This is a genomic window from Streptomyces flavidovirens DSM 40150 (assembly GCF_000429085.1).
Taxonomy (GTDB): Bacteria; Actinomycetota; Actinomycetes; order Streptomycetales; family Streptomycetaceae; genus Streptomyces; species Streptomyces flavidovirens.
In genome coordinates, this window is the sequence record NZ_AUBE01000003.1 from 341,642 (window position 1) to 364,985 (window position 23,344).

Sequence of the window (23,344 nt, forward strand, 5' to 3'; positions counted from 1 at the left end):
GATGACGGCGGCTTTGCGGGCTCCGGTCCGGCTGGCCGCCGCCGCGTGCGGTGCGTGATGACGGCGGCTTGCGGGGCTCCGGCCTGGCTGGCCGCCACCGCGCGCGGTGCGCGATGACGGCGGGGCCGAGCACCGGTCCGGCTGGCCCCGCCGCGCGGTGGGCGATGACGGCGGCTTTGCGGGCTCCGGTGCGGCTGGCTCCCGCCGCGCGCGGTGCGCGATGACCGCGGCCCTGCGGGCTCCGGTCCGGCCGGCGGACCACCGCACGCCATGACCGTCCGTCAGCCCCGGTAAATCGCCTCGATCTCGTCGGCGAAGTCCTTCGCCACCACATTGCGCTTCAGCTTGAGCGAGGGCGTGATGTGACCCGCCTCCTCGGTGAACTGCGTCGGCAGCACCCGGAACTTCCGCACCGATTCCGCCTTCGACACCGCGGCGTTCCCGTCGTTCACCGCCTGCTGGACGACCGCGAGCAGCTCCGCGTCCTCGCGCAGCGAGGCCGCGGTCGAACCGGCCGGCTTGCCGTTCTCGGCGGACCAGCGGCCGAGGAAATCCTCGTCCAGAGTGACGAGCGCGCCGACGAACGGCCGCCCGTCGCCCACCACCATGCACTCCGCGATCAGCGCATGCGCGCGGATGCGGTCCTCGATGACGGCCGGGGCCACGTTCTTGCCGCCCGCCGTGACGATGATCTCCTTCTTGCGGCCGGTGATCGCGAGGTAGCCGTCCTCGTCGAGCGTGCCGATGTCACCGGTGTGGAACCAGCCGTCGGTCAGCGCGTCGGCGGTGGCCGTCTCGTTCTTCCAGTACCCCGAGAAGAGATGCTCGCCGTGCAGCAGCACCTCACCGTCGTCCGCGATCCGCACGACCGACCCCGGCAGCGGCTGGCCGACCGTACCGATCTTCTGCCGGTCCCACGGGTTGAACGCGGTGGCCGCGCACGACTCCGTCAGGCCGTACCCCTCAAGCACCGTGAAGCCGATGCCGCGGAAGAAGTGGCCGAGGCGCTCGCCCAGCGGGGCGCCGCCGGAGATCGCGTGCTCGCCGCGGCCGCCGAGCACCGCGCGCAGCTTGCTGTAGACCAGCTTGTCGAAGAGCTTGTGCTTCAGCCTCAGGCCGAAGGACGGGCCCTGCGGGGTGCCCATCGCGCGGCTGTAGGCGATGGCGGTGTCCGCGGCCTTGTCGAAGATCTTGCCCTTGCCGTCCGCCTGCGCCTTGGCGCGCGCCGAGTTGTACACCTTCTCGAAGACACGCGGCACGCCGAGGATCAGCGTCGGCCGGAAGGCGGCGAGCTCGTCGGTGAGGTTCTTGATGTCCGGTACGCAGCCGAGCTTGATCGGCGCCATGACCGACGCCACCTCGACCAGCCGGCCGAAGACGTGTGCGGCCGGCAGGAAGAGCAGCACCGAGCACTCGCCGGTACGGAACAGCGGCTTCAGGCGCTCGACGACATTGCCGCACTCCGCGAAGAAGCTGCGGTGCGTCAGCACACAGCCCTTGGGGCGGCCGGTCGTACCCGAGGTGTAGACGATCGTGGCCGGGTCGTCCGCCTTGGCGCTCGTGCTGCGCTCGTCGACCGTCTCTTCGGTGACCTCGGCGCCCGAGCCGCACAGCTGCTCCACGGCGCCCTGGTCGATCTGCCACACGTGCCGCAGGGCGGGCAGCCGGTCGCGTACGGACTCGACGGCGGCGGCGTGCGCGTCGCTCTCGACGATCACGGCGACCGCGCCGGAGTCGCCCAGGATCCACTGCGTCTGCTCGGCGGAGCTGGTCTCGTACACCGGCACGGTCACCGCGCCCGCGCTCCAGATCGCGAAGTCCATCTGCACCCACTCGTAACGGGTACGGGACATCAGGGCGACCCGGTCGCCCGGCTGCACGCCGGCGGCGATCAGGCCCTTGGCGGCGGCGCGGACCTCGGCGAGGAACTCGGTGGCGGTGACATCCGTCCAGGCACCCGCGACCTTGCGGCTCATGACCGCCACATCTGGGTGCTGCGTGGCGTTGCGGCGGATGAGATCTGTCAGGTTGCCGTCCGAGGGGACCTCGTACAGGGCCGGAAGGCTGAACTCGCGCAAGACTGCTGCTCCTCATCGGGCGCCGGCGCCACGTCGGTGTGCGCGTCGGTTGCGGTCCAAGACCGGGCAGGTGCTCAGTGGGGTGAGCACGGTTGGACTGCCCGGACGTTACCCACCAGTAGTCGGTTCCCGATAGGGGGTTCCGGCCAGATGTTCGCTGCGTCACACGCGGTGGCGGTGCTTCGCGCAGACTAGTGCAACTACGCCGAGACCGGGAAGTAACCGCAGGTCCGGCCCCCTCTACCCAGGCGGGACCGCGGCGTCCTAGGGTGATCGGCATGCGAGTGCATGTGGTCAGCGACGTACACGGGAACGCCAGGGATCTGGCCAGGGCGGGGGACGGCGCCGACGCGCTCGTGTGCCTCGGTGACCTGGTGCTCTTCCTCGACTACGCCGATCACTCGCGGGGCATCTTCCCCGAACTCTTCGGCACCGAGAACGCCGACCTCATCGTCGAGCTGCGCACCGCCCGCCGCTTCGAGGAGGCCAGGGAACTCGGCCGCAGGCTGTGGGCGGGCGTCGACCGCGCGGCCGCCACCGAAGCGGCGGTCCGCAAGCAGTACGCCGAGCTCTTCGCGGCGTTCCCCACCCCCACGTACGCCACGTACGGCAACGTCGACATGCCGCCGCTGTGGTCCGAGTACGCCCTGCCCGGCACCACCGTCCTCGACGGCGAGCGCGTCGAGATCGGCGGCCGCGTCTTCGGCTTCGTCGGCGGCGGGCTCAGGACACCGATGCGTACGCCCTACGAGATCGACGACGAGGAGTACGCCGCCAAGGTCGAGGCGCTGGGCGAGGTCGACGTGCTGTGCTCGCACATCCCGCCCGAGGTCCCCGAGCTCGTGTACGACACCGTCGCCCGCCGGTTCGAGCGCGGCAGCCGGGCCCTGCTGGACGCGATCCGCAAGACCCGCCCCCGATACGCCCTCTTCGGCCACGTCCACCAGCCGCAGGCCCAGCGCATGCGCGTCGGCGCCACGGAATGCGTGAACGTCGGCCACTTCGCCTCCACCGGCCGCCCCTGGGCCCTGGAGTGGTGAGCCCGGAGCGGTGAATTGCGGCCCGGCCGGTCGCGGTAGCCTTCACGCGGACATGCCCCCTGAGGCGAGGCGGTGCATGACCTTGAGTACATGCCCTGAGGCGGTACCCGACCCCTGAGTACGTGCCCCCTGACCGGAACCGCACTGGAGGAGCCACAGCGATGGCGGAACACACCAGCTCGAGCATCACGATCGAGGCGGCACCGGCCGACGTGATGGGCGTGATCGCCGACTTCGCCCGCTACCCCGAGTGGACCGGCGAGGTGAAGGAGGCCGAGGTCCTGGCCACCGACGCCCAGGGCCGCGCCGAGCAGGTACGACTGCTCCTGGACGCCGGCGCGATCAAGGACGACCACACGCTCGCGTACACCTGGACCGGCGACAACGAGGTGAGCTGGACCCTGGTCAAGTCGCAGATGCTGCGCGCCCTCGACGGCTCGTACAGCCTCGCCCCGGTGGGCGGCGGCGACCGTACCGAGGTCACCTACCGGCTGACCGTCGACGTCAAGATCCCGATGCTCGGCATGATCAAGCGCAAGGCCGAGAAGGTCATCATCGACCGCGCTCTGGCCGGTCTGAAGAAGCGCGTCGAGAGCAACCCGAGCCAGCCGAAGGGCTGATGCCGCGCATGCGTACGGTCCTCGTCACCGGCCCCGGCGGCGCGGGCCGCACCACCGTCGCCGCCGCGACCGCCCTGGCGGCCGCGCGGGGCGGGGAGCGCGTCCTGGTCCTGTCCACCGACCCGGCGGACACCCTCGGCGCGGCCCTGGGCACAGCCACGCCCCGCCCGCCCGGCTCCGCACCGGCCGAGGCCGCGCCCGGCCTGTGGGCCGCCAGGGTCGACTCCGGCGCCCACTTCCGCGCCGAACTCCTCTCCCTCCAGGAGCGCGCGGCCTCCGTACTCGACCTGCTCGGCGCGAACCGGCTGGCCGCCGAGGAACTGACCGAACTGCCGGGCAGCGAACAGTTCGCACTGCTCAGGGCGCTCCGGGCGTGCGGCGAGCCGCGGGGCACGGCTCAGGCGTACGACCTCGTCGTCGTCGACCTGCCGCCGCTGCACACGGCCCTCGCCGCCCTCGCCCTCCCCGGACAACTGCGCCGCTACCTGCGCCGGCTGCTGCCGCCCGAGCGCCAGGCGGCCCGCGCGCTGCGCCCCATGCTCGCCCAGCTCGCCGGCGTCCCGATGCCCGCGCAGTGGCTGTACGAGACGGCCGCCCGCTGGGACGGGGAACTGGCCGCCGTCGAGGCCCTGCTCGCGGACCCGGACACGACCGTACGGCTGGTCGCGGAGCCCGGACCCGCCGGAGCCGACGCCCTGCGCACCGCCCGTACCGGACTGGCCCTCTTCGGCCTCCGCGTCGAGACGGTGACGGCGAACCGGACACTGCCGCAGGACTCCCCGGACACCTGGCTCGCGACGCTCGCCGCCCAGCAGCAGAAGTGCCTGGCCGAGTGGGGCGAGTGGTACGGCGCCGGGCGGCCGGCGGCGCCGGTGCGCGAGGTGCGCCACCTCGGCGGCGATCCGCGCGGCCTCGACGACCTCGACGCACTGGCGGCGGGCGGGGCCCTGGCCGTGGAACCGGGGCACGAGAGCCCGGACGAGCCCTGGCCCGTGGAGGACCGGCTCGCCGACGACGGTGTCCTCGTCTGGCACGTGCCGCTGCCCGGGGACGTGAAGGAAGAACTCGGCCTGGTCCGCCGCGGCGACGAACTCGTCCTCGACGCGGGCCCGTTCCGCCGGATCCTGACCCTGCCCTCGGCCCTGCGCCGCTGCGACGTCTCGGGCGCCGGCCTGACCGGCGGCGTGCTGAAGATCCGGTTCACGCCGGACCCCCGGCTGTGGCCGGGGACGAAGTGAACCGGCTGCGGCCGTTCGGGTAACGTCGGTGGTACGAGGCGTACGCACCGTACGAACCGCCGCTCTCCCGCAGGAGTCCGCCATGAGCGATGCCACCCAGCGTCCCTCGCCCGAGCCCGCCGAGGCCCCCGACGCCGACGCGTGGGCGAAGGCATGCGCCGAGGACCTCGCTGCCGAGAAGGCCCGCCGTCGCACCGAGAACGACGGGGCGCAGCCGGGGTCGGCCGCCGAGGAACTGCGCAAGCTTGTCGACGCCGTCGCCGACAAGCTCGCCTCGCTCCAGTCGGCGCTGCCCGGCATGGCCGGGCAGGGCACGGTCAGCGAGCTCATCAACCAGGCGAAGTCCGCGGTCGAGCCCGTCATCGAGCGCAACCCGGAGGTCTTCGACCACCTGGCCGCGGCGGGCAACGAGCTGCTCGCCGCCTACCGCTCGGCGGTCCAGGGCCAGGAGGGCCGCTGGACCCGTGGGCCCGCGCAGCCGGCCGGCCGTAAGAACGACGGAGACGTCGGAGACGTCGGAAACCACGACGGAGACAGCGGTGACGACGGCCCCGAGGGCCCGTCGTCGGGCAAGCGCATCGACCTGGACTGAGCCGCTCCTCGGGTACGGTTGCCCTTAGCGGGGCTCGACCGAAAACTGAGGGACACATGGGACTCACCATCGGCGTCGACATCGGCGGCACGAAGATCGCGGCAGGCGTGGTCGACGAAGAGGGCACCATTCTCGATACCCACAAGGTGCCCACGCCGCCGACCGCCGAAGGCATCGTGGACGCGATCTGTGCGGCCGTCTCAGAGGCGGGCAGGGGGCACCAGATCGAGGCGGTCGGCATCGGCGCCGCCGGTTACGTCGACGACAAGCGCGCCACCGTCCTGTTCGCGCCCAACATCCACTGGCGGCACGAGCCGCTGAAGGACAAGGTCGAGCAGCGCGTCGGGCTGCCGGTCGTCGTGGAGAACGACGCGAACGCCGCGGCCTGGGGCGAGTACAAGTTCGGTGCGGGCAAGGGCCACGAAGACGTCATCTGCATCACCCTCGGCACCGGCCTCGGCGGCGGCATCATCATCGGCAACAAGCTGCGCCGCGGACGCTTCGGCGTGGCCGCCGAGTTCGGCCACATCCGGGTCGTCCCCGACGGCCTGCTGTGCGGCTGCGGAAGCCAGGGCTGCTGGGAGCAGTACGCGTCCGGGCGGGCCCTCGTCAGGTACGCCAAGCAGCGCGCCAACGCAACGCCCGAGAACGCCCAGATCCTCCTCGCCCTGGGCGACGGTACGGTCGACGGCATCGAGGGCAAGCACGTCAGCGCCGCCGCCCGCCAGGGCTGCCCGGTGGCCGTCGACTCCTTCCGCGAGCTGGCCCGCTGGGCCGGCGCAGGCCTGGCCGACCTGGCGTCGCTCTTCGACCCGTCGGCGTTCATCGTCGGCGGCGGCGTATCGGACGAGGGCGAGCTGGTCCTCGACCCGATCCGCAAGTCGTTCCGGCGCTGGCTGATCGGCGGCCAGTGGCGTCCGCACGCGCAGGTGCTCGCGGCGCAGCTGGGCGGCAAGGCCGGCCTGGTCGGCGCGGCGGACCTGGCCCGCCAGGGCTGACGCCGTCGCCTGTGCCCGCCGTGCCCTCTTGGGGTGCGGCGGGCATTTCCGTATCTTGATCCGCATGGCGACGAGTACGACGAGCACGCTGCCCGAGTCCCGTACCGAGCCTGACGGTTCGGCCGTGATCCGTGTCCTCAGCTACAACATCCGCTCGATGCGTGACGACCGCGAGGCGCTGGCCCGGGTCGTCACCGCCTGCGAGCCCGACCTCGTCCTGGTGCAGGAGGCGCCGCGGTTCTTCCGCTGGCGAAAGCGCGCGGCGTGGCTCGCCGCCCACAGCGGCCTGGTGACGCTCGGCGGCGGGGCGACCGCTTCGGGCCCGCTGCTGCTGTGTTCGCTGCGGGTGCGGGTGGAGCGTACGGAGGACGTGCTGCTGCCGCGCACGCCGGGGCTGCACCGGCGGGGGTTCGCGACGGCGGTGGTGCGGATCGGGGGCGCGAGGCTCGGCGTACTGAGCTGCCACCTCAGCCTGCAGCGGGAAGAGCGGTACGCGCAGGGCGGGATGCTCCTGGACCGCCTGAAGGAGATGGACGTACCGCACGCGGTGGCGGGCGGCGACCTCAACGAACGGCCGGACGGCCGGACTTTCCGCCGGCTTGCGGGGGAGCTCCAGGACTGCTGGGCGGTGAAGCCGTGGGGCGGCGAGTACACGTCGACCCCGGACGACCCCCATCAGCGTATCGACGCGGTCTTCGCGACGCCGGGGGTCGAAGTCCTGGGCTGCGGCGTCCCGTTGGGCCTCCCGGAGGCCGACCTCAAGGCCGCCACGGATCACCTTCCGGTGCTGGCGGCCCTGCGCGTACCGGCGTCGTAGGGGCGGGGGCGGGGACAGGGGCGGGGGCTCATCTTTCCCCGCCCCTATGCCACCGGATAGCTTCTAGACCACCGCGCCGCGGCCCGGATCGTCGTCGTCCTCGTCGTCGCCGTGTGTCATCCGCGCCACCAGCGTGGCGAACCCGCCCAGGAAGCCGCCTACGCCCAGCGTCGTCAGCCACCACGTCATGTCCCACTGGAGCAGCACCGCGACGAGCAGCAGCACCGGGCCGCCGATGACCGCGAGCCAGGCGAACCTGGCCGTGGTGTCGGCGGGCGGCAGCGGCGGCGGCTCGGGCGGCACGAAGTGGCCCTCGTCGCTCTCGTCGAGGTCGTCGTCGCCCGGCTCCGCGAGCGAGTAGTTGCGCGGGCCGTCGACGCCGGGGGCGAAGACGACGGAGCTGCCGAGCGGTCTGTCCCGGTCCGCAGGGCCCGCGTCCGGGTCCGGGCCCGTCTCGGGGTGCGTGTCCGGTTCCGTCGCGTCCTGCTCGGCCGCCGCCCCGGCGTCCTTCCCCGGCGACTTCTTCGGCCGGTCGCCGCCGGCGCTGTTGACATCCCCCTCCGGCAGGAGGAGGTCCTCGATCGGCTTGAAGGGCTTCGCGCCCGGCGGGTCCGGCGGCTCCTCGCCGTACGCCGCGACGATCGCGGCGAACGCCGCTTCCTCGTCGACGGACTTCCCGGCGGACTCGCCGGAGGCGGCAGCCTCGGACGCACCCGCCGTCCCGTCCGGCTCCCGCTCCTCCTCGCGGCCCGCAGGCTCCGCGTCGTGCTCAGCCACCGGTCGTACTCCCCTTCTTCCCGACACTCGGAGCGAGGCGGCCGATGAACGCGTAACTCTCGTCGAAGATCCGCTCCGCGTCATGGTCCAACGTCGCGACGTGGTAGCTCTGTTCCAGCAGGATCTCGGTGACGTCGGTCGACGACACCCGGCCCAGGATGCGGGCCGAGTCCGCCGCCGGAACCACATGGTCCTGCGGGCTGTGCAGCAGCAGCATCGGCTGCGTCACCTGGGGCAGCTCCGCGTCGACGAGCCGGAAGAAGTTCCGCACGGAGTGCGCCGCGTGCAGTGGGACACGGTCGTAACCGACCTCCTCGGCGCCCGCCTTCGCGATGTCACTGCGCAGACCCTTTGTCGTACGTACGAGATGGCGGGCGACCGGCAGCGCGTACGCCGACAGGCCGTGCACCTTGTTCGCCGGATTGACCAGGGCGATCCCGCTGACCGCGTCCCCGTGCTTCGCGGCCAGGCGCAGCGTCAGCGCCCCGCCCATCGAGAGCCCGAACACGAAGACCTGGGCGCACTGCTCGCGAAGTACGCGCAGCTCGCGGTCCACCTCCGCGTACCAGTCCTGCCAGCCCGTGAGCTGCATGTCCTCCCAGCGCGTGCCGTGGCCGGGCAGCAGCGGGAGGGAGACGGTCAGCCCGCGCTCGGCCAGATGGTCCGCCCAGGGACGCAGCGACTGCGGGGAACCGGTGAAGCCGTGACAGAGGAGGACGCCGACCTCTCCGCCCTCGTGGCGGAACGGCTCGGCTCCAGGAAGGACCGGCACCGGGGTCTCCTGTTCATGAGTGCGATGAGGGTGTCGCGAGATGCCCTTCACCGTACGCGACCGGACCGACACCGACCAGGTCCGTCGGGCCGCCTTGTCGGTAGGGAGCGCGGGCCGGGCACGGGTTATGGTCAGTTCGACAGACAAGGGAAGGCACTCGGTTGATCTACGGCGCAATGAAGTTCTCCATCGGAGGGTCACTGAAGGTCGCCTTCAGGCCCTGGGTGGAGGGCCTGGAGAACATTCCCGCCGAGGGCCCCGCGATCCTCGCGAGCAATCACCTGTCGTTCTCGGACTCCTTCTTCCTCCCCGCGGTCCTCGACCGCAAGGTCACCTTCATCGCCAAGGCGGAGTACTTCACCTCGCCCGGTGTGAAGGGGAAGCTCACCGCCGCGTTCTTCAAGGGCGTCGGCCAGCTCCCCGTGGACCGCTCGGGCGCGCGTGGCGCGGGCGAGGCGGCGATCAAGGCCGGTATCGACGTCATCAAGGGCGGTGGCCTCTTCGGCATCTACCCCGAGGGCACCCGCTCGCCGGACGGCCGTCTGTACCGCGGCAAGCCGGGCGGTCTCGCGCGCGTGGCGCTGGCCACCGGCGCGCCCGTGATCCCGGTCGCGATGATCGACACCGAGAAGATCCAGCCGCCCGGCAAGGTCGTACCCAAGCTGATGCGCCCGGGGATCAAGATCGGCAAGCCGCTGGACTTCAGCCGCTATCACGGCATGGACAGCGACCGGTTCATCCTCCGGTCGGTGACCGACGAGGTCATGTACGAGATCATGAAGCTTTCCGGCCAGGAGTACGTCGACATCTACGCGACGGCGGCGAAGCGGCAGATCGCCGATGCGGAGAAGGCCGCCAAGGCGGAGAAGGCCGCCAAGGCCGAAAAGGCGGAACGGGCCGGCGCGTAACGGCGTCCGTCCAGGGGTGGGGATGATGGTGGCCAGGACGCAGCGCGAACGTGTCGTGCGCATGTCGGTCGAGCAGCCGCTGTGGCATGCGCTCACCGCCTACCGCGTCCTGACGATGCTCTACGCGGTGCTCCTGTTCGTGTTCACGCGGCAGAAGTTCGAGCGCCCGTGGGTGGCCGTCGCGTTCCTCGTGGTGATGTCCGTCTGGACGCTGGTCACGCTCCCCAAGGTGGCCAACGCGGCCAGTTGCACCAAGCGATTCCTCGTCGCCGACCTCACCATCGCCCTCACCGGCATCATGCTCACCCCGCTCGCCGACTTCCAGGCGCAGCAGATCGACGGCCCCACCCTCCCGTCGATATGGACCGCGGGTTCCGTCCTCGCGTTCGCCATCAAGGGCGGCTGGCGCTGGGCGGCCTTCGCCTCCTCCTTCGTCGCCGCCGCCAACATCGTCGAGCGCGGCCACCCCAGCCGGGACACAGTCCACAACATCCTGCTGGTGTGGGTCGCCTCCATCGCGATCGGTTACGTCGTCGAGGTCGCCCGCGCCTCCGAGCGCACCCTCGCCCGCGCCCTGGAGATCGAGGCCGCCACGCGTGAGCGCGAGCGCCTCGCCCGCGACATCCACGACAGCGTGCTCCAGGTGCTCGCCATGGTGCAGCGGCGCGGCACCTCGCTCGGCGGCGAGGCGGCCGAACTGGGCCGGATGGCCGGGGAACAGGAAGTCGCCCTGCGCACCCTGGTGTCCAGCGGCCTCGTACCGGCGACGCGGGCCTCCGAGGATGCCGCGCAGGGCGCGGTGGTCCGTACGGTCGAGGCGGACGACGACGAGTACGACGGTGCGTACGGCGCGCGGCCCTGCGATCTGCGCTCCCTCCTCGCCCCGCACGCCGGGTCGAAGGTCAGCTTCGCCGAGCCCGGCGCCCCGGTACTGCTCGAACCGGCGGCAGCCATGGAGCTCGCGGCGGCTGTCAGTGCCGCACTGGACAATGTGCGCAGGCATGCCGGGGAAGACGCCCAGGCGTGGATTCTGGTCGAGGACTGGCCGGAAGAAGTGATCGTGACGGTACGGGACGACGGCCCCGGCATTCCGGAGGGCAGGCTCGCGCAGGCCGAGGGGGAAGGGCGCCTCGGCGTCGCCCTGTCGATCCGCGGGCGGCTGCGGCACATCGGCGGCACCGCCGAGCTGATCTCCGTTCCGGGCCAGGGCACTGAAGTCGAATTGAAAGTTCCACGGGGGAAGGCGGGACAGGCGCGATGAGCGACGAACAACAGCAGACGATCAGGGTGATGGTCGTCGACGATCACCCGATGTGGCGGGACGCGGTCGCCCGCGACCTCGCCGCGGCGGGCTTCGACGTGGTGGCCACGGCAGGCGACGGGCCGCAGGCGGTGCGCCGCGCGCAGGCCGTCTCGCCCCAGGTCCTCGTCCTCGACCTCAACCTCCCCGGCATGCCCGGAGTCCAGGTCTGCAAGGAACTCGTCGGCGCCGACCCGGCGCTGCGCGTCCTCGTGCTGTCCGCGAGCGGTGAGCACGCCGACGTACTGGAAGCGGTGAAGTCCGGCGCGACCGGCTATCTGCTGAAGTCCGCGGGGCCTGAAGAGCTCATCGACGCGGTACGGCGCACGGCCGCGGGGGACCCGGTCTTCACACCGGGTCTCGCGGGCCTGGTCCTCGGTGAGTACCGCCGGCTGGCCTCCGCCCCGTTGCCCGCCGCCTCCTCCAACGAACCGAAGGCGCCGCAGCTCACCGAGCGCGAGACCGAGGTTCTGCGGCTGGTCGCGAAGGGGCTGTCGTACAAGCAGATCGCGGAGCGCCTGGTGATCTCGCACCGCACCGTCCAGAACCACGTGCAGAACACACTGGGCAAGCTCCAGCTGCACAACCGCGTGGAGCTCGTCCGGTACGCGATCGAACGCGGCCTCGACGACGCCTAGTACGACGCGGAATTGCCCGACGCCCCATGTCGCTGTGACCTGAGTCACCACTAGCGTGGCGCCACACGGCACTGCTGAATGTGGCGAAGGGACAACTCAATGCGGGTCGGAGTACTGACCGGGGGAGGCGACTGCCCCGGGCTCAACGCGGTCATCCGCGCCGTCGTCCGCAAGGGCGTGCAGGAATACGGCTACGACTTCACCGGATTCAGGGACGGGTGGCGCGGGCCGCTCGAAGGCGACACCGTACGGCTCGACATCCCCGCCGTACGCGGCATCCTGCCCCGCGGCGGCACCATCCTCGGCTCCTCGCGCACCAACCCGCTCCAGAGCGAGAACGGCATCCACCGGGTCAAGGAGAACCTCGCCAAGTGCGAGGTCGACGCGCTCATCGTGATAGGCGGTGAGGACACGCTGGGCGTCGCCACCCGCCTGTCCGACGAGTACGGCGTCAAATGTGTCGGCGTACCCAAGACCATCGACAACGACCTGTCCGCCACCGACTACACCTTCGGTTTCAACACCGCCGTCGGCATCGCGACCGAGGCGATCGACCGCCTCCACACGACCGCCGAATCACACATGCGCGTGCTCGTCGTCGAGGTCATGGGGCGGCACGCGGGGTGGATCGCCCTGCACTCGGGCCTGGCCGGCGGTGCGAACGTCATCCTCATCCCGGAGCAGCGCTTCGACATCGAGCGCGTCTGCGGCTGGATCACCTCCCGCTTCAAGGCGTCGTACGCGCCGATCGTCGTCGTCGCCGAGGGTGCGATGCCCAAGGACGGCGAGATGGTCCTCAAGGACGGCACGCTCGACTCGTTCGGGCATGTGCGGCTGTCGGGCGTCGGCGAGTGGCTCGCCAAGGAGATCGAGAAGCGGACGGGGAAGGAAGCGCGCACCACCGTCCTCGGGCATGTGCAGCGCGGCGGTACGCCGAGCGCCTTCGACCGGTGGCTCGCGACGCGGTTCGGGCTGCACGCGATCGAGGCGGTACGGGACGGCGACTTCGGCAAGATGGTCGCGCTCCAGGGAACGCACATCGTGCGGGTGCCGATGGGGGAGGCTACGGCGCGGCTGAAGACGGTGGATCCGGAGCTGTACACGGAGGTCGGCGTCTTCTTCGGCTGAGCGGTCCGGGGGCGCCGGGTGAGCGGGTCCGGGGGGCCGGCCTTGCCGGGCACTCGGCCCCGCCCGTCACCATCCATCCCCTTCCCGGCCGTGACCTTCGCGGCTCCGCCGTGTGGGGGCAAGCCCCAGCCCCGCCCGGCACCATCCAGCCCCTCCGGCGTTTGAGGAGCGGGGTCCGGGGCAGCGCCCCGGTTCGGGAAGGGGCGGGGTGGGGAACAAGCCCCGCAGGGCACACCCCTACCCGCGGCCGAGCAGCGCCGGCATCAGCAGCTCCGTGATCACAGCCGTGCCCCGCAGCGTCAGCACCGACTCCGGATGGAACTGCACCCCCGCGAACCCCGGCCCGCGCAGAGCATGCACCTCGCCCGTGACCGGATCGCGGCTGACCTCGACGCCGTGCGCCGCCAGCTCCGCCGCCTGCTCCCCGTCGCAGCGAGCGACAAAGCTGTTGTAGAAGCCGACGGTCTCGGGCCGCCCGAAGAGATCGATCCGGGTCTGCGCCCCCTGATACGGCACCCGCTTACGCACGATCTGCAGCCCCAGCTCGGCCGCCAGCAGCTCATGCCCCAGGCAGACCCCCAGCAGTCCGTGCCGGTGCTCGCGCACCAGCTCCGCCGTGAGTCCCCGCAGGAACCGCATCTTCGCGTCACCCGCGTCGGAGGGGTCGCCGGGCCCGGGGCCGAGCACCACAGGGCCCTCGTGCGCGAGCGCGGCCTCCCGCAGGCCCGGCTCGTCGTACCGCCGTACGGTCACGTCGAGTCCCGACGAGCGCAGCAGGTGCGCGAGCATCGCCGTGAACGTGTCCTCCGCGTCGATCACCAGCGCGTGCCCGGCCAGGGACGACGAGCGTTCCTGCATCCGCAGCCAGAAGGGGGCGAGGGACGCCCGCCGCGAGTCCAGCGCCTCCCGTACGCGCGGATCGTCCGCCAGCTTCGGCCGTACGCCCTCGTGCTCGGGCCTGCCGGGACGCACACCCAGCGCCGCCAGCACCCCCGCCGCCTTGGCGTGCGTCTCGGCGACCTCGCTGTACGGGTCCGAGTCGCGCACCAGCGTCGCGCCCACCGGCACCCGCAGCCGGCCGTCCGGCGCGATGTCGGCGGTACGGATGAGGATGGGCGAGTCCAGGGTCTGGGCCCCGCCCGCGTCACGGCCGATGAGGGCCAGGGCGCCCGCGTAGTAGCCGCGGCCACCGGGCTCGTACCGCTCGATGACGCGGCACGCGTTCTGCACCGGCGATCCGGTGACGGTCGCCGCGAACATCGTCTCCTTCAGTACCTCGCGCACGTCGAGGGAGGAGCGGCCCCGCAATTCGTACTCGGTGTGGGCGAGATGGGACATCTCCTTGAGCCGCGGGCCGACGACGACCCCACCCCGGTCACCGACGGTGCACATCATCTTGAGCTCTTCGTCGACGACCATCGAGAGCTCGGCGGTCTCCTTGCCGTCGTCGAGGAAGTCCAGCAGACCCTCGGCGCTCGGCCCGTCCGAGGGGTAGCGGTACGTACCGCTGATGGGGTTCATCACGACGGTCCCGCCGCTCATCCGGACGTGCACTTCGGGGCTCGCGCCGACCAGCGTGCGTTCCCCGGTGTGCACGACGAACGTCCAGTACGCGCCCCGCTCACCGGCGAGCAGCCGCCGGAAGAGCGCCAGTGCGTCCGCTCGCGAGAATCCGGGGATTTCGCCCCCGAAGGTGCGGCGGATGACGAAGTTCGCCCCCTCGCCGCGCCCGATCTCGTCCGCGATGACCCGCCGCACGATCCCGGCGTACTCCTCGTCCTCGACGTCGAAGGCCCCACCCCTCACGCGGACGGCGTGCGCGGGAAGCTGCGCGAGGACGTCGTCCAGCGGCAGCGCGTACGTTTCGTCCGCGACCAGCACACTCAGGGGCGTCCCGTCGTCGCGTACGTCGAACCCGCGCTCCCTGATCTGCCGGAACGGCACCAGCGCGAGCACGGGCAGGTCGTCGGCGCCGGCCGGGATGTCGGCCAGGCGCGCGGCCTCGTGCACGTCTCCGATGAGCAGCTCGACGGTGTCGTGGTCGTGGCCGGGGGTCCGCCTGCGCAGGAGTGCGAAGGGGCGGGTGTCGTCGAGGAGGGTGCTGATGAGCATCTGTGGTGTTCCTTCCGGGGGACCATGTGATCCGAATGGATCCGGGTGGATCCGGTGGAGAGGAACAGCCCCTGGGAAACACCAAAGGCCGCCCCTCGGGCGGCCTTCGCGATTCGGTGTTGCGCGCGATTGTCAGTGGGCCGCCGGATGAGCGGTCCACCACCAGGTCTGAGTCGTCTGCGCGAACATGCTCCGCACCCTAGCGGACCGGATCGCCGGCGTCACGCATGTCGCAGCGCCGGGTCAGCGCCGGGTCAGCGCCGGGTCAGCGCCGGATCAGCACCGGATCAGCGCCGGGCCGTTCGGGATCCCCGCTGTCTCCCCTGTGTCCTCCGCGCCCGCTGTATCCTCCGTCTCATCTGGTGGGCCAGGCCATGGCCCGGCGAGCTGACCCCGTAGTGTTGTCAAGGTGACCGTGAACGCTAAGACCACCCCTGACGGTGGCAACACCTGGCGAGACCTTCCCGCGGCGCAGCAGCCTGAGTACCCCGATGCCGAGGCTCTGCGCGATGTGATCGCGGACCTCGAGTCGTATCCGCCGCTCGTCTTCGCGGGCGAGTGCGACCAGCTGCGCGCCCGACTGGGAGCCGTCGCCAAGGGCGAGGCGTTCCTGTTGCAGGGCGGCGACTGCGCCGAGGCCTTCGACGCTGTATCCGCCGACCACATCCGAAACAAGCTCAAGACCCTTCTGCAGATGGGCGCGGTCCTGACGTACGCCGCCTCCGTGCCCGTCGTGAAGGTGGGCCGGATCGCCGGCCAGTACTCCAAGCCCCGCTCCAAGTCGACCGAGACCCGCGACGGCATCACCCTGCCGACCTACCGCGGCGACTCCGTCAACGGCTTCGAGTTCACCGAGAAGGCCCGTATCCCGGACCCCGAGCGGCTGAAGCGGATGTACCACGCGTCCGCCTCGACGCTGAACCTGGTACGCGCCTTCACCACCGGTGGTTACGCGGACCTGCGCCAGGTGCACGCCTGGAACCAGGACTTCGTGAAGTCGTCGCCCTCCGGGCAGCGTTACGAGCAGCTCGCCCGTGAGATCGACAACGCGCTGAACTTCATGAAGGCAGCGGGGACCGACCCGGCGGAGTTCCGCACGGTCGAGTTCTACGCCTCGCACGAGGCGCTGCTCATGGACTACGAAAGTGCCCTGACCAGGGTCGATTCGCGTACGGGCCACCTGTACGACGTATCGGGCCACATGCTGTGGATCGGTGAGCGCACCCGCCAGCTCGACGGCGCGCACATCGAGTTCGCCTCAAAGATCCGCAACCCGATCGGCGTGAAGCTCGGCCCGACGACCACGGTCGACGAGGCGCTGAGCTACGTCGACAAGCTCGACCCGGACCGCGAGCCCGGCCGGCTGACCTTCGTCGTCCGCATGGGCGCCGACAAGGTCCGTGACAAGCTCCCCGAGCTGGTCGAGAAGGTCACGGCATCCGGTGCGGCCGTGGCGTGGGTGACCGACCCGATGCACGGCAACACCTACGAGGCCGCCTCCGGCCACAAGACGCGTCGCTTCGACGACGTACTTGACGAGGTCAAGGGCTTCTTCGAGGTGCACAAGGGCCTCGGCACGCACCCGGGCGGCATCCACGTCGAGCTGACCGGCGACGACGTCACGGAGTGCGTGGGCGGCGGCGACGAGATCTTCGTCGACGACCTGCACCAGCGCTACGAGACGGCCTGCGACCCGCGTCTCAACCGCAGCCAGTCCCTGGACCTGGCGTTCCTGGTCGCCGAGATGTACCGCGATCAGTAGGCGGTAGAAGCACCGAACGGCTGTGGGGCGCGGATCGAATGTGATCCGCGCCCCACAGCCGTATCCGGGGCTTTTGTTGTGCGGGGGACGGCGGGTAAGGTTAGGTTCACCTTATCGATTGGTCGTCCCCCCGCCCGTGTCAGGAGGTGTGCCGCGTGTTCGTCTGTTCCTGCTTCGGCGTAACGGATCAGCAGATCAAGGAGCACGCTGCCGCCGGTGTCTGCACACCGCGCCAGATAGCGTCGGTCAGCAAGGCGGGAACGGACTGCGGCTCCTGCGTACGCACGATCCAGGGGCTGCTCGGCCGTGGCGCGTGCCCGCGCCGCGCACTGATCGAGAAGGGCGAGACTGCCCTCGCCGAGACGGCCCTGGCCGAGACCGCCCTCGTCGAGACCGGCCTCGTCGAGACGTCCCTCTCCGAAGCGGCCTGACGACACGCGGGGGAGGCCCCCGAGGCCTGCTCCCGATCAGCTCCTGGTCAGGCCCTGTCAGGCCTGGTCAGCTCTCCGGCTGCTCGATCAGCTGGGCGATGTAGAGCGACTCACCGAGCTTGTTGACCAGCTCCAGCTGGGTGTCGAGATAGTCGATGTGGTGCTCTTCGTCCTTGAGGATGTCCTCGAAGATGTTCGCCGACGTGATGTCGCCCTTGGCGCGCATCACCTCAATGCCGCGCTTGAGGCGGTCGATCGCCTCGACCTCGATCTGCCGGTCCGCCTGGAACATCTCGGTGACGGTCTGGCCGACCCGCACATGGAAGAGCCGCTGGTAATTCGGCAGGCCGTCCAGGAAGAGAATCCGGTCGGTGAGTGTCTCCGCGTGCCTCATCTCGTCGAACGACTCGGCACGGGTGTACTTCGCGAGCTTCGTCCAGCCGAAGTTGTCCTGCATCTTGGCGTGCAGGAAGTACTGGTTGATGGCGGTCAGCTCGGCGGTCAGCTGCTCGTTGAGGAATTCGATGACCTCGGGGTCGCCCTGCATCGCAGAGGCTCCTTCCAGGCGTTGTACTGGGCAGGTTTCGCGCATCCTTGCATCGCGGGTGAGGGGCGTCCAGTAAGTGCAGGCTTATCAGGAGTTGCCCCGAATAGGGTCAGACCTGGTCATGACCACCCTTCGCCGTCTGTCACCATGGAGTCATGGGTCAGCCGGAAAGCCGGGAACATCACGAATCAGCGCAGCCCGAGCTTCCGCCGGGGCAGCGGTTGCAGCGTGGCTGGCCCGTCACCCACTACGGTCCTGTACCCAAATTCAAGCCGGATCGCTGGGAGTTCCGCATATTCGGTGCGACGGCGGACGGCGACAAGCACTGCTGGAACCACGAGCAGTTCTCGGCGCTCCCGTTCTCCACGGTCGAGGCCGATCTGCACTGCGTCACGAAATTCAGCATGCTTGGGGCCGAATGGGGTGGCGTACTCGCTCGTACACTCGTCGAACTCGCGCCCCCCGCGCCGGGCGTCACCCATGTCATGGTCTGGGCCGAGTACGGCTTCAGCGCGAATCTGCGGCTCGCGGACTTCACTTCCGAGCGGACCATCTTCGCCACCCACAAGGGCGGTGAGCTCCTCACCGCCGAGCACGGTTTCCCGCTGCGCCTGGTCGTACCGCATCTGTACGCCTGGAAGGGGCCCAAGTGGGTCCGGGGTGTCGAGTACATGACGGCGGATCGCCGCGGCTTCTGGGAGGAGCGCGGCTACCACAACGTCGGCGACCCCTGGCGTGAGCAGCGGTACTCGTACCAGGAGGAGCCGGGGGACGGCCCCGAGCTGTAGAGCGGCCGGAGCCGTCCGTCCCGCCCCCGCCGCCCCGCGTCTCAGTGGTGGTACTGGTGGACCACCGCGTGGCCCTTGCCGCGGCCGATCATCCACTTGTTGACGGGTGTGGTGATGAGGAAGGCGGCGAAGAGCGCGAAGGCCAGCACGCCCCAGAACATCGCGTCCGCGAGGTGCGCGTCCATCGCGCCCGGCCACAGGGCGAGTACGCCGTTGTCGATCAGCTCCATCACGGTGATGGAGAGGGTGTCGGCGGCGAGGGCGACCCGGAAGGCGGTCCTGAAGCCGACGCCGGCCTTGAGGACGCCGCGCAGGGTGAAGGCGTAACCGAAGAAGAAGGCCAGGACGATCGCCAGGATCATCGTCTGCACATTGCCCCAGCCGAGCGCGGTGCCGATGACCATGCCGAGCACCTCGCCGATGGCACAGCCGGTGAGGCAGTGGAGGGTTGCCTGGGCGGCCATGGACCAGCTGACCTTGCCGGGGCCGGTGTGGCCGGTGTGAGCGCCATGGGCGTCGTGCCCTTCGTGCCCGTCGTGCCCCTCATGTCCGTGGTGCATGTCGTGCGCATGTGCGTCGTGCTGCATGGTGCGCCCCCAGTGCCGGTTAGCGGTTCCTGTCGACAAACAGAACCCTATACCCCCGTAGGGTATTCCGCGCACGGTCCTCAGAATTCACGCAGCTCCTTCAGCCGCGCCACATCGGCCGCATGGCCCTCTTTGCCACCGGGCGTCTCGATCGTCAGCGGTACGCCCTCGGTCGCCGGATGCGAGAACAGCTCCCGGAACGGTTCCTCACCGATGTGGCCGGAGCCGATGTTCTCGTGGCGGTCCTTGTGGGCGCCGACGCCTTCCTTGGAGTCGTTGGCGTGGATCAGCTTGAGCCGGCCCTCGCCGACCGTGTCCACCAGCAGATCCAGCGTCTGCTTCATCCCGCCGGGCCCCGCGAGGTCGTGCCCCGCCGCGTAGATGTGGCACGTGTCGAGGCAGACGCCGAGCTTGGGGTGCGCGTCGAGCGCCTCGAAGTACGGGCCGAAGTCCCAGGTGCGCGAGCACAGCGACGCGCCCTGTCCCGCCGTCGATTCGAGCAGCAGGAACGGGTCGTCGTCGTGCGTCAGCTCGTCGAGGAGCGGCAGCAGGTAGGTGCGTACCTGCGCGAGTGCCTCGGAGCGCGGCCGGCCGCCGGTCGCGGAGCCGGTGTGCACCACCACGCCCAGCGCGCCGATCTCGCGGCCTCGGCGCAGTGAGTGCCGCAGCGACACCACGGACCGCTCGACGGTCGCCTCGGTGTGCGAGCCGAAGTTGATCAGGTACGGGGCATGGACGTACGCCGGTATCCGTTCGGCGGCGCAGGCCGCGCGGAACAGTTCGTCCTGCGCCGGATTTCCGGTGGGTGTCGCCCAGCCGCGCGGGTTGGCGACGAAGACCTGCACGGCCTCGGCGCCCATTTCACGGGCGTACGCGAGACCGTTCGTAGCGAGGCCACCGGCCACGGGCACATGGCCGCCGACGGGGTTTCGGGAGGGGAAAGGTGCGTTGCTCATCGCCGTCAAGGATGCCAGGGCAACAGGAGGCTCCCGCCTCCCGCCTTCTGGCCTCCCACCTTCCCGTCTGCTCGCCTACAGGCCGCCCTTGGTCCTGATGGTGATCGTGCTGCCCTCCGGGGCCTCGTCGCCCTCCTTGACCGACTGGCTCGCGATCTCGTCGCTGAAGGAGAGGAAGGGACGGTCCACCTCGACCTCGAAGCCCGCCGCCTTGAGCGTGCTCTTCGCGGCGTCGACCTTCTCACCGACGACGTCGGGCACGGGGATCATGCGCGGCCCCTTGGAGACGGTGAGCGTGATGGTGTCGCCCTTGGCGAGCCGCGCGCCCTCGGCCGCGGACTGCCTGGCGACGGTCCCGGCCTCCTCCTGAGAGGTGACCCGCCCGGACGCGACCTTCACGGTGAACCCGGCGTCCTCCAGCTCCGACGTGGCGTCCTCCACGCTCTCGCCGGTCACGTCGGGCACCTCCACGGGGGAGCCCTTGCTGACGACCATGGCGACAGCGGAGTCCGGGTGCCGCTCGGTGCCGGCGCGCGGGTCCGTACTCACGACGGAGCCCTGTGGTACGTCCTCGCTGAACGCCCTGGTGACGATGCCGGGCGCCAGACCTGCCTTCTTGAGCTCACCCCTGGCCTCGGCGAGCGGCAGCCCCTCCACGTCGGGGACCTTCACCGTCTCCGGTCCGCGCGAGACGACCAGCGTGACGGAGCCGTTGTCGCGGATGCGGGCGCGGGAGGCCGGGTCGCTGTTCATGACGGTGCCGCGTTCGTACGTCTCGCTGTACTGGCGCCGCACCTCCTTCACGTCGAGACCGGCGGCGGACAACCGCTTGGCGGCCTCCTTCTCCGACTGGCCGAGGAGGGAGGGGACGCGGGTGAACTGCCCGGAGTTGATGTACCAGACACCGGCGCCGGTTCCGAGGACCAGCAGGACGGCGGCGACGATCGCGAGCAGGCCGCGTCTCGGCGCGAAAGCGCGCCTTGGGGGTGTGGGCCGTGGCGGGGGCATCTGGAGGAGGCTGGTGCGGTTGAGGGGCTCAGCGGTGTCGCTGCCGCTGCCGTTCCCATCGCCGTTCCCCTGCCCCCCGATGGCCCTCGGGATGACGCTCGTACGGTCCTCGGCGCCGTTGTGCGTCACCTCCGCGCGGGCCTGCGGAGGTGACGCGTCGAGCTGCTCGTCGCTGAGCGCGGCGCGCGCCTGCCTGGTCTGCGCGAGGAGGGCCACGGCGTCGTACGGACGGATCTCCGGGTTGCGTGCGGTGGCGCCCGCGACCAGCTCGTCCAGCTCGACGGAGAGTCCCGGCACGGCGGCGGACGGGGCGGGCACGTCCTCGTTCAGGTGCTGGTAGAGCACCTGGGCGGCGGTGCCGCCGGTGTGCGGCTTGGCCCCGGTCAGCATCTCGTACAGCACGACACCGCAGGCGTAGACGTCCGCGCGGGTGTCGGCGGTGCCGTGCTCAATCTGTTCGGGCGCGAGATACGAGACGGTGCCGAGGACGGAACCGGTGGTGCTGGTGATGGTGTCGACGGCCCGTACGAGACCGAAGTCGGCGACCTTGACGCGCCCGTCGTCCCCGATCAGGACGTTCTCGGGCTTCATGTCCCGGTGCACGAACCCGGCGCGGTGTGCCGCGCCGAGCGCGGCGAGCACGGGCTCCAGGATGTCCAGGGCGGCACGGGGCTGGAGGGCGCCGCGCTCACGCAGTACGTCGCGCAGGGTGCAGCCGGCGACGTACTCCATCGCGAGGTAGACGTACGAACCGTCCGTCCCCTGGTCGAAGACGCCGACCACATTCGGGTGCGCGAGCCGGGCCACCGACTTGGCCTCCCGGATGAACCGGTCCACGAAGGAGGCGTCATCGGCGAGGGCGGGGTGCATCACCTTGAGGGCGAGCACGCGGTCGAGGCGGGTGTCGACGGCCCGGTAGACCGTGGCCATGCCACCGACGGCGATGCGCGCATCGACGCGGTAGCGGCCGTCGAGCACGTGCCCGACGAGCGGGTCCTGAAGGGTCGTATCCACGGGGGCGAGTCTACGAGCCGGCGCTGACATGTCCTGCGGGGGCGGGTGCCGGGGGCGGCATTGCAGCGGAGCTGTGACGCGGGGCGGCGCGTGTACGGGGGAGCGCACGGGGGGCGCCTGCGGCGGGCTTTCCCCGACCCGCCCCTTCCCGCCGCGACATTGTGCGGCTCCGCCGAGTGAGGGGCGCTGCCCCAGCCCCCGGTCCTCAAACGCCGGATGGGCTGAGTGCGCCAGGGGTGCTGCCGGGGCTCCGCCCCAGACCCCGCCCCTCCGGGCGTCGGGGACGCCGTCGGGCTGAGGATCGCCGCTGCGCCGCATACCCAGCCCGTCCGGCGTTTGAGGACACGCCCGCAGGGCGTCCGGGGTCCGGGGGCCTGCCCCCGGTTCGGGAAGGGGCGGGGTGGGGAAAGGCCCCGCGCAGCGGTCGGCCGCGGGTCAGAACGCCGGGCGTTCCGGGTCCAGCGCCGCGCGCCCCGCCGCAGGCGACGACGCCTCGGCGAAGTGCCGCCGAGGGATCCGCCCCGCCCGGTACGCCAGCCGCCCCGCCTCCACCCCGTGCCGCATCGCCTCAGCCATCAGCACCGGTTCCTGCGCCCGCGTCACCGCCGACGCCAGCATCACCGCCGCGCACCCCAGCTCCATCGCCAGCGTCGCGTCCGACGCCGTGCCCGCACCCGCGTCCAGAACGACCGGCACGCGCGCGTGCTCGACGATCAGCTGGAAGTTGTGCGGGTTACGGATGCCAAGACCGGACCCGATCGGAGACCCCAGCGGCATGATCGCCGCGCACCCCACATCCTCCAGCTTCCGCGCGAGCACCGGATCGTCGTTCGTGTACGGCAGCACAGTGAAGCCGTCGTCCACCAGCGTCTCCGCCGCGTCCAGCAGCTCGATCGGATCGGGCAGCAGCGTCCGCTCGTCCGCGACGACCTCCAGCTTCACCCAGTCCGTACCCAGCGCCTCCCGCGCGAGGCGCGCGGTCAGCACTGCCTCGCCCGCCGTGAAGCACCCCGCGGTGTTCGGCAGCACCCGGATGCCGAGCCTCTCCAGAACGGAGAGCACCGATCCCTGGACGCTCGGATCCAGCCGCCGCATCGCGACCGTCGTCAGTTCGGTCCCGGACGCGACCAGTGAACGTTCCAGCACGTCCAGGCTCGGCGCACCGCCCGTTCCCATGATCAGACGCGACGAGAACGTAGCGTCGCCGATGGTCAGAAGGTCGTCGGCCATGGC

The 23,344-nt window shown here is 70.9% G+C and carries 23 protein-coding genes; 13 read left to right on the plus strand and 10 right to left on the minus strand.

Annotation, left to right across the window (positions count from 1 at the left end; translation table 11 throughout):
- Positions 1-281: 281 nt before the first annotated feature.
- A complete protein-coding gene (locus G412_RS0106780; protein WP_028811412.1) occupies positions 282-2,078 on the minus strand; it encodes an AMP-dependent synthetase/ligase in 1,797 nt (598 codons plus the stop codon).
- Positions 2,079-2,356: 278 nt separating this feature from the next.
- Between G412_RS0106780 and G412_RS0106785 the strand changes: the two genes are divergently transcribed.
- The 6 genes from G412_RS0106785 (at position 2,357) to G412_RS0106810 (ending at position 7,383) form a co-directional block, all read left to right on the plus strand.
- On the plus strand, positions 2,357-3,118 hold the full coding sequence (locus tag G412_RS0106785; protein ID WP_078606830.1) for a metallophosphoesterase family protein: 762 nt from the start codon (positions 2,357-2,359) through the stop codon (positions 3,116-3,118).
- A gap of 161 nt (positions 3,119-3,279) precedes the next feature.
- The gene (locus tag G412_RS0106790; RefSeq protein ID WP_028811414.1) at positions 3,280-3,738 is read left to right on the plus strand and encodes an SRPBCC family protein; all 459 of its coding nucleotides are present in this window, start codon (positions 3,280-3,282) and stop codon (positions 3,736-3,738) included.
- An 8-nt stretch (positions 3,739-3,746) separates the two neighbouring features.
- Positions 3,747-4,976, plus strand: a complete 1,230-nt coding sequence (locus G412_RS0106795) for an ArsA family ATPase (protein ID WP_028811415.1) — start codon at positions 3,747-3,749, stop codon at positions 4,974-4,976.
- An 82-nt stretch (positions 4,977-5,058) separates the two neighbouring features.
- On the plus strand, positions 5,059-5,568 hold the full coding sequence (locus G412_RS0106800; protein ID WP_028811416.1) for a DUF5304 domain-containing protein: 510 nt from the start codon (positions 5,059-5,061) through the stop codon (positions 5,566-5,568).
- A gap of 56 nt (positions 5,569-5,624) precedes the next feature.
- Positions 5,625-6,566 carry an ROK family glucokinase gene (locus tag G412_RS0106805; RefSeq protein ID WP_028811417.1) on the plus strand — a complete coding sequence of 314 codons (942 nt, stop codon included), beginning with the start codon at positions 5,625-5,627 and terminating at the stop codon, positions 6,564-6,566.
- A 64-nt stretch (positions 6,567-6,630) separates the two neighbouring features.
- Complete coding sequence (locus G412_RS0106810) at positions 6,631-7,383, plus strand: endonuclease/exonuclease/phosphatase family protein (protein WP_028811418.1); 753 nt, start codon at positions 6,631-6,633, stop codon at positions 7,381-7,383.
- A gap of 63 nt (positions 7,384-7,446) precedes the next feature.
- Here G412_RS0106810 and G412_RS0106815 read toward each other — a convergent pair whose 3' ends face one another.
- Both G412_RS0106815 and G412_RS0106820 read right to left on the minus strand, forming a co-directional pair.
- Positions 7,447-8,160 (minus strand): hypothetical protein, encoded by a 714-nt coding sequence (locus G412_RS0106815; protein WP_028811419.1) that lies wholly within the window; start codon positions 8,158-8,160, stop codon positions 7,447-7,449.
- Positions 8,153-8,932 (minus strand): alpha/beta hydrolase, encoded by a 780-nt coding sequence (locus G412_RS0106820; protein WP_028811420.1) that lies wholly within the window; start codon positions 8,930-8,932, stop codon positions 8,153-8,155. The genes G412_RS0106815 and G412_RS0106820 overlap by 8 nt, the downstream gene beginning before the upstream one ends.
- 176 nt (positions 8,933-9,108) lie before the next feature.
- On the opposite strand from G412_RS0106820, the gene G412_RS0106825 reads away from it, so the two are divergent.
- The 4 genes from G412_RS0106825 (at position 9,109) to G412_RS0106840 (ending at position 12,906) form a co-directional block, all read left to right on the plus strand.
- Complete coding sequence (locus G412_RS0106825) at positions 9,109-9,840, plus strand: lysophospholipid acyltransferase family protein (protein WP_028811421.1); 732 nt, start codon at positions 9,109-9,111, stop codon at positions 9,838-9,840.
- Positions 9,841-9,865: 25 nt separating this feature from the next.
- On the plus strand, positions 9,866-11,101 hold the full coding sequence (gene macS, locus G412_RS0106830) for a MacS family sensor histidine kinase (protein ID WP_028811422.1): 1,236 nt from the start codon (positions 9,866-9,868) through the stop codon (positions 11,099-11,101).
- Positions 11,098-11,778 (plus strand): response regulator, encoded by a 681-nt coding sequence (locus G412_RS0106835; RefSeq protein WP_028811423.1) that lies wholly within the window; start codon positions 11,098-11,100, stop codon positions 11,776-11,778. Before macS ends, G412_RS0106835 begins: the two co-directional genes overlap by 4 nt.
- A gap of 99 nt (positions 11,779-11,877) precedes the next feature.
- On the plus strand, positions 11,878-12,906 hold the full coding sequence (locus G412_RS0106840; protein ID WP_028811424.1) for a 6-phosphofructokinase: 1,029 nt from the start codon (positions 11,878-11,880) through the stop codon (positions 12,904-12,906).
- Between the two features lie 237 nt (positions 12,907-13,143).
- On the opposite strand, the gene G412_RS0106845 is transcribed toward G412_RS0106840, so the two are convergent.
- A complete protein-coding gene (locus tag G412_RS0106845; protein WP_028811425.1) occupies positions 13,144-15,018 on the minus strand; it encodes an anthranilate synthase family protein in 1,875 nt (624 codons plus the stop codon).
- 132 nt (positions 15,019-15,150) lie between these two features.
- The gene (locus G412_RS41695; protein WP_355716996.1) at positions 15,151-15,207 is read right to left on the minus strand and encodes a trp operon leader peptide; all 57 of its coding nucleotides are present in this window, start codon (positions 15,205-15,207) and stop codon (positions 15,151-15,153) included.
- Positions 15,208-15,427: 220 nt separating this feature from the next.
- Here G412_RS41695 and G412_RS0106850 point away from each other — a divergent pair, with 220 nt between their 5' ends.
- Both G412_RS0106850 and G412_RS33545 read left to right on the plus strand, forming a co-directional pair.
- Positions 15,428-16,780: a class II 3-deoxy-7-phosphoheptulonate synthase gene (locus tag G412_RS0106850; protein ID WP_078606831.1), complete on the plus strand. Its 1,353-nt coding sequence runs from the start codon at positions 15,428-15,430 to the stop codon at positions 16,778-16,780.
- A 155-nt stretch (positions 16,781-16,935) separates the two neighbouring features.
- A complete protein-coding gene (locus tag G412_RS33545; protein WP_051338178.1) occupies positions 16,936-17,211 on the plus strand; it encodes a (2Fe-2S)-binding protein in 276 nt (91 codons plus the stop codon).
- 67 nt (positions 17,212-17,278) lie between these two features.
- Here G412_RS33545 and bfr read toward each other — a convergent pair whose 3' ends face one another.
- Positions 17,279-17,758 (minus strand): bacterioferritin, encoded by a 480-nt coding sequence (bfr, locus tag G412_RS0106860; protein ID WP_028811427.1) that lies wholly within the window; start codon positions 17,756-17,758, stop codon positions 17,279-17,281.
- A gap of 155 nt (positions 17,759-17,913) precedes the next feature.
- Between bfr and G412_RS0106865 the strand changes: the two genes are divergently transcribed.
- Positions 17,914-18,546, plus strand: coding sequence for a sulfite oxidase-like oxidoreductase (locus G412_RS0106865; RefSeq protein ID WP_028811428.1), 633 nt, complete (start codon positions 17,914-17,916; stop codon positions 18,544-18,546).
- 41 nt (positions 18,547-18,587) lie between these two features.
- Here the strand turns inward: G412_RS0106865 and G412_RS0106870 are convergent, their stop codons facing one another.
- The 4 genes from G412_RS0106870 to G412_RS0106885 form a co-directional block, all read right to left on the minus strand.
- Positions 18,588-19,133, minus strand: a complete 546-nt coding sequence (locus G412_RS0106870; RefSeq protein WP_028811429.1) for a DUF4396 domain-containing protein — start codon at positions 19,131-19,133, stop codon at positions 18,588-18,590.
- An 80-nt stretch (positions 19,134-19,213) separates the two neighbouring features.
- On the minus strand, positions 19,214-20,089 hold the full coding sequence (locus G412_RS0106875; protein WP_028811430.1) for a deoxyribonuclease IV: 876 nt from the start codon (positions 20,087-20,089) through the stop codon (positions 19,214-19,216).
- 75 nt (positions 20,090-20,164) lie between these two features.
- On the minus strand, positions 20,165-22,111 hold the full coding sequence (pknB, locus tag G412_RS0106880) for a Stk1 family PASTA domain-containing Ser/Thr kinase (protein ID WP_028811431.1): 1,947 nt from the start codon (positions 22,109-22,111) through the stop codon (positions 20,165-20,167).
- Between the two features lie 435 nt (positions 22,112-22,546).
- Entirely contained in the window at positions 22,547-23,341 is a 795-nt protein-coding gene (locus tag G412_RS0106885) for a thiazole synthase (protein WP_028811432.1), read from the minus strand.
- Positions 23,342-23,344: the final 3 nt, after the last annotated feature.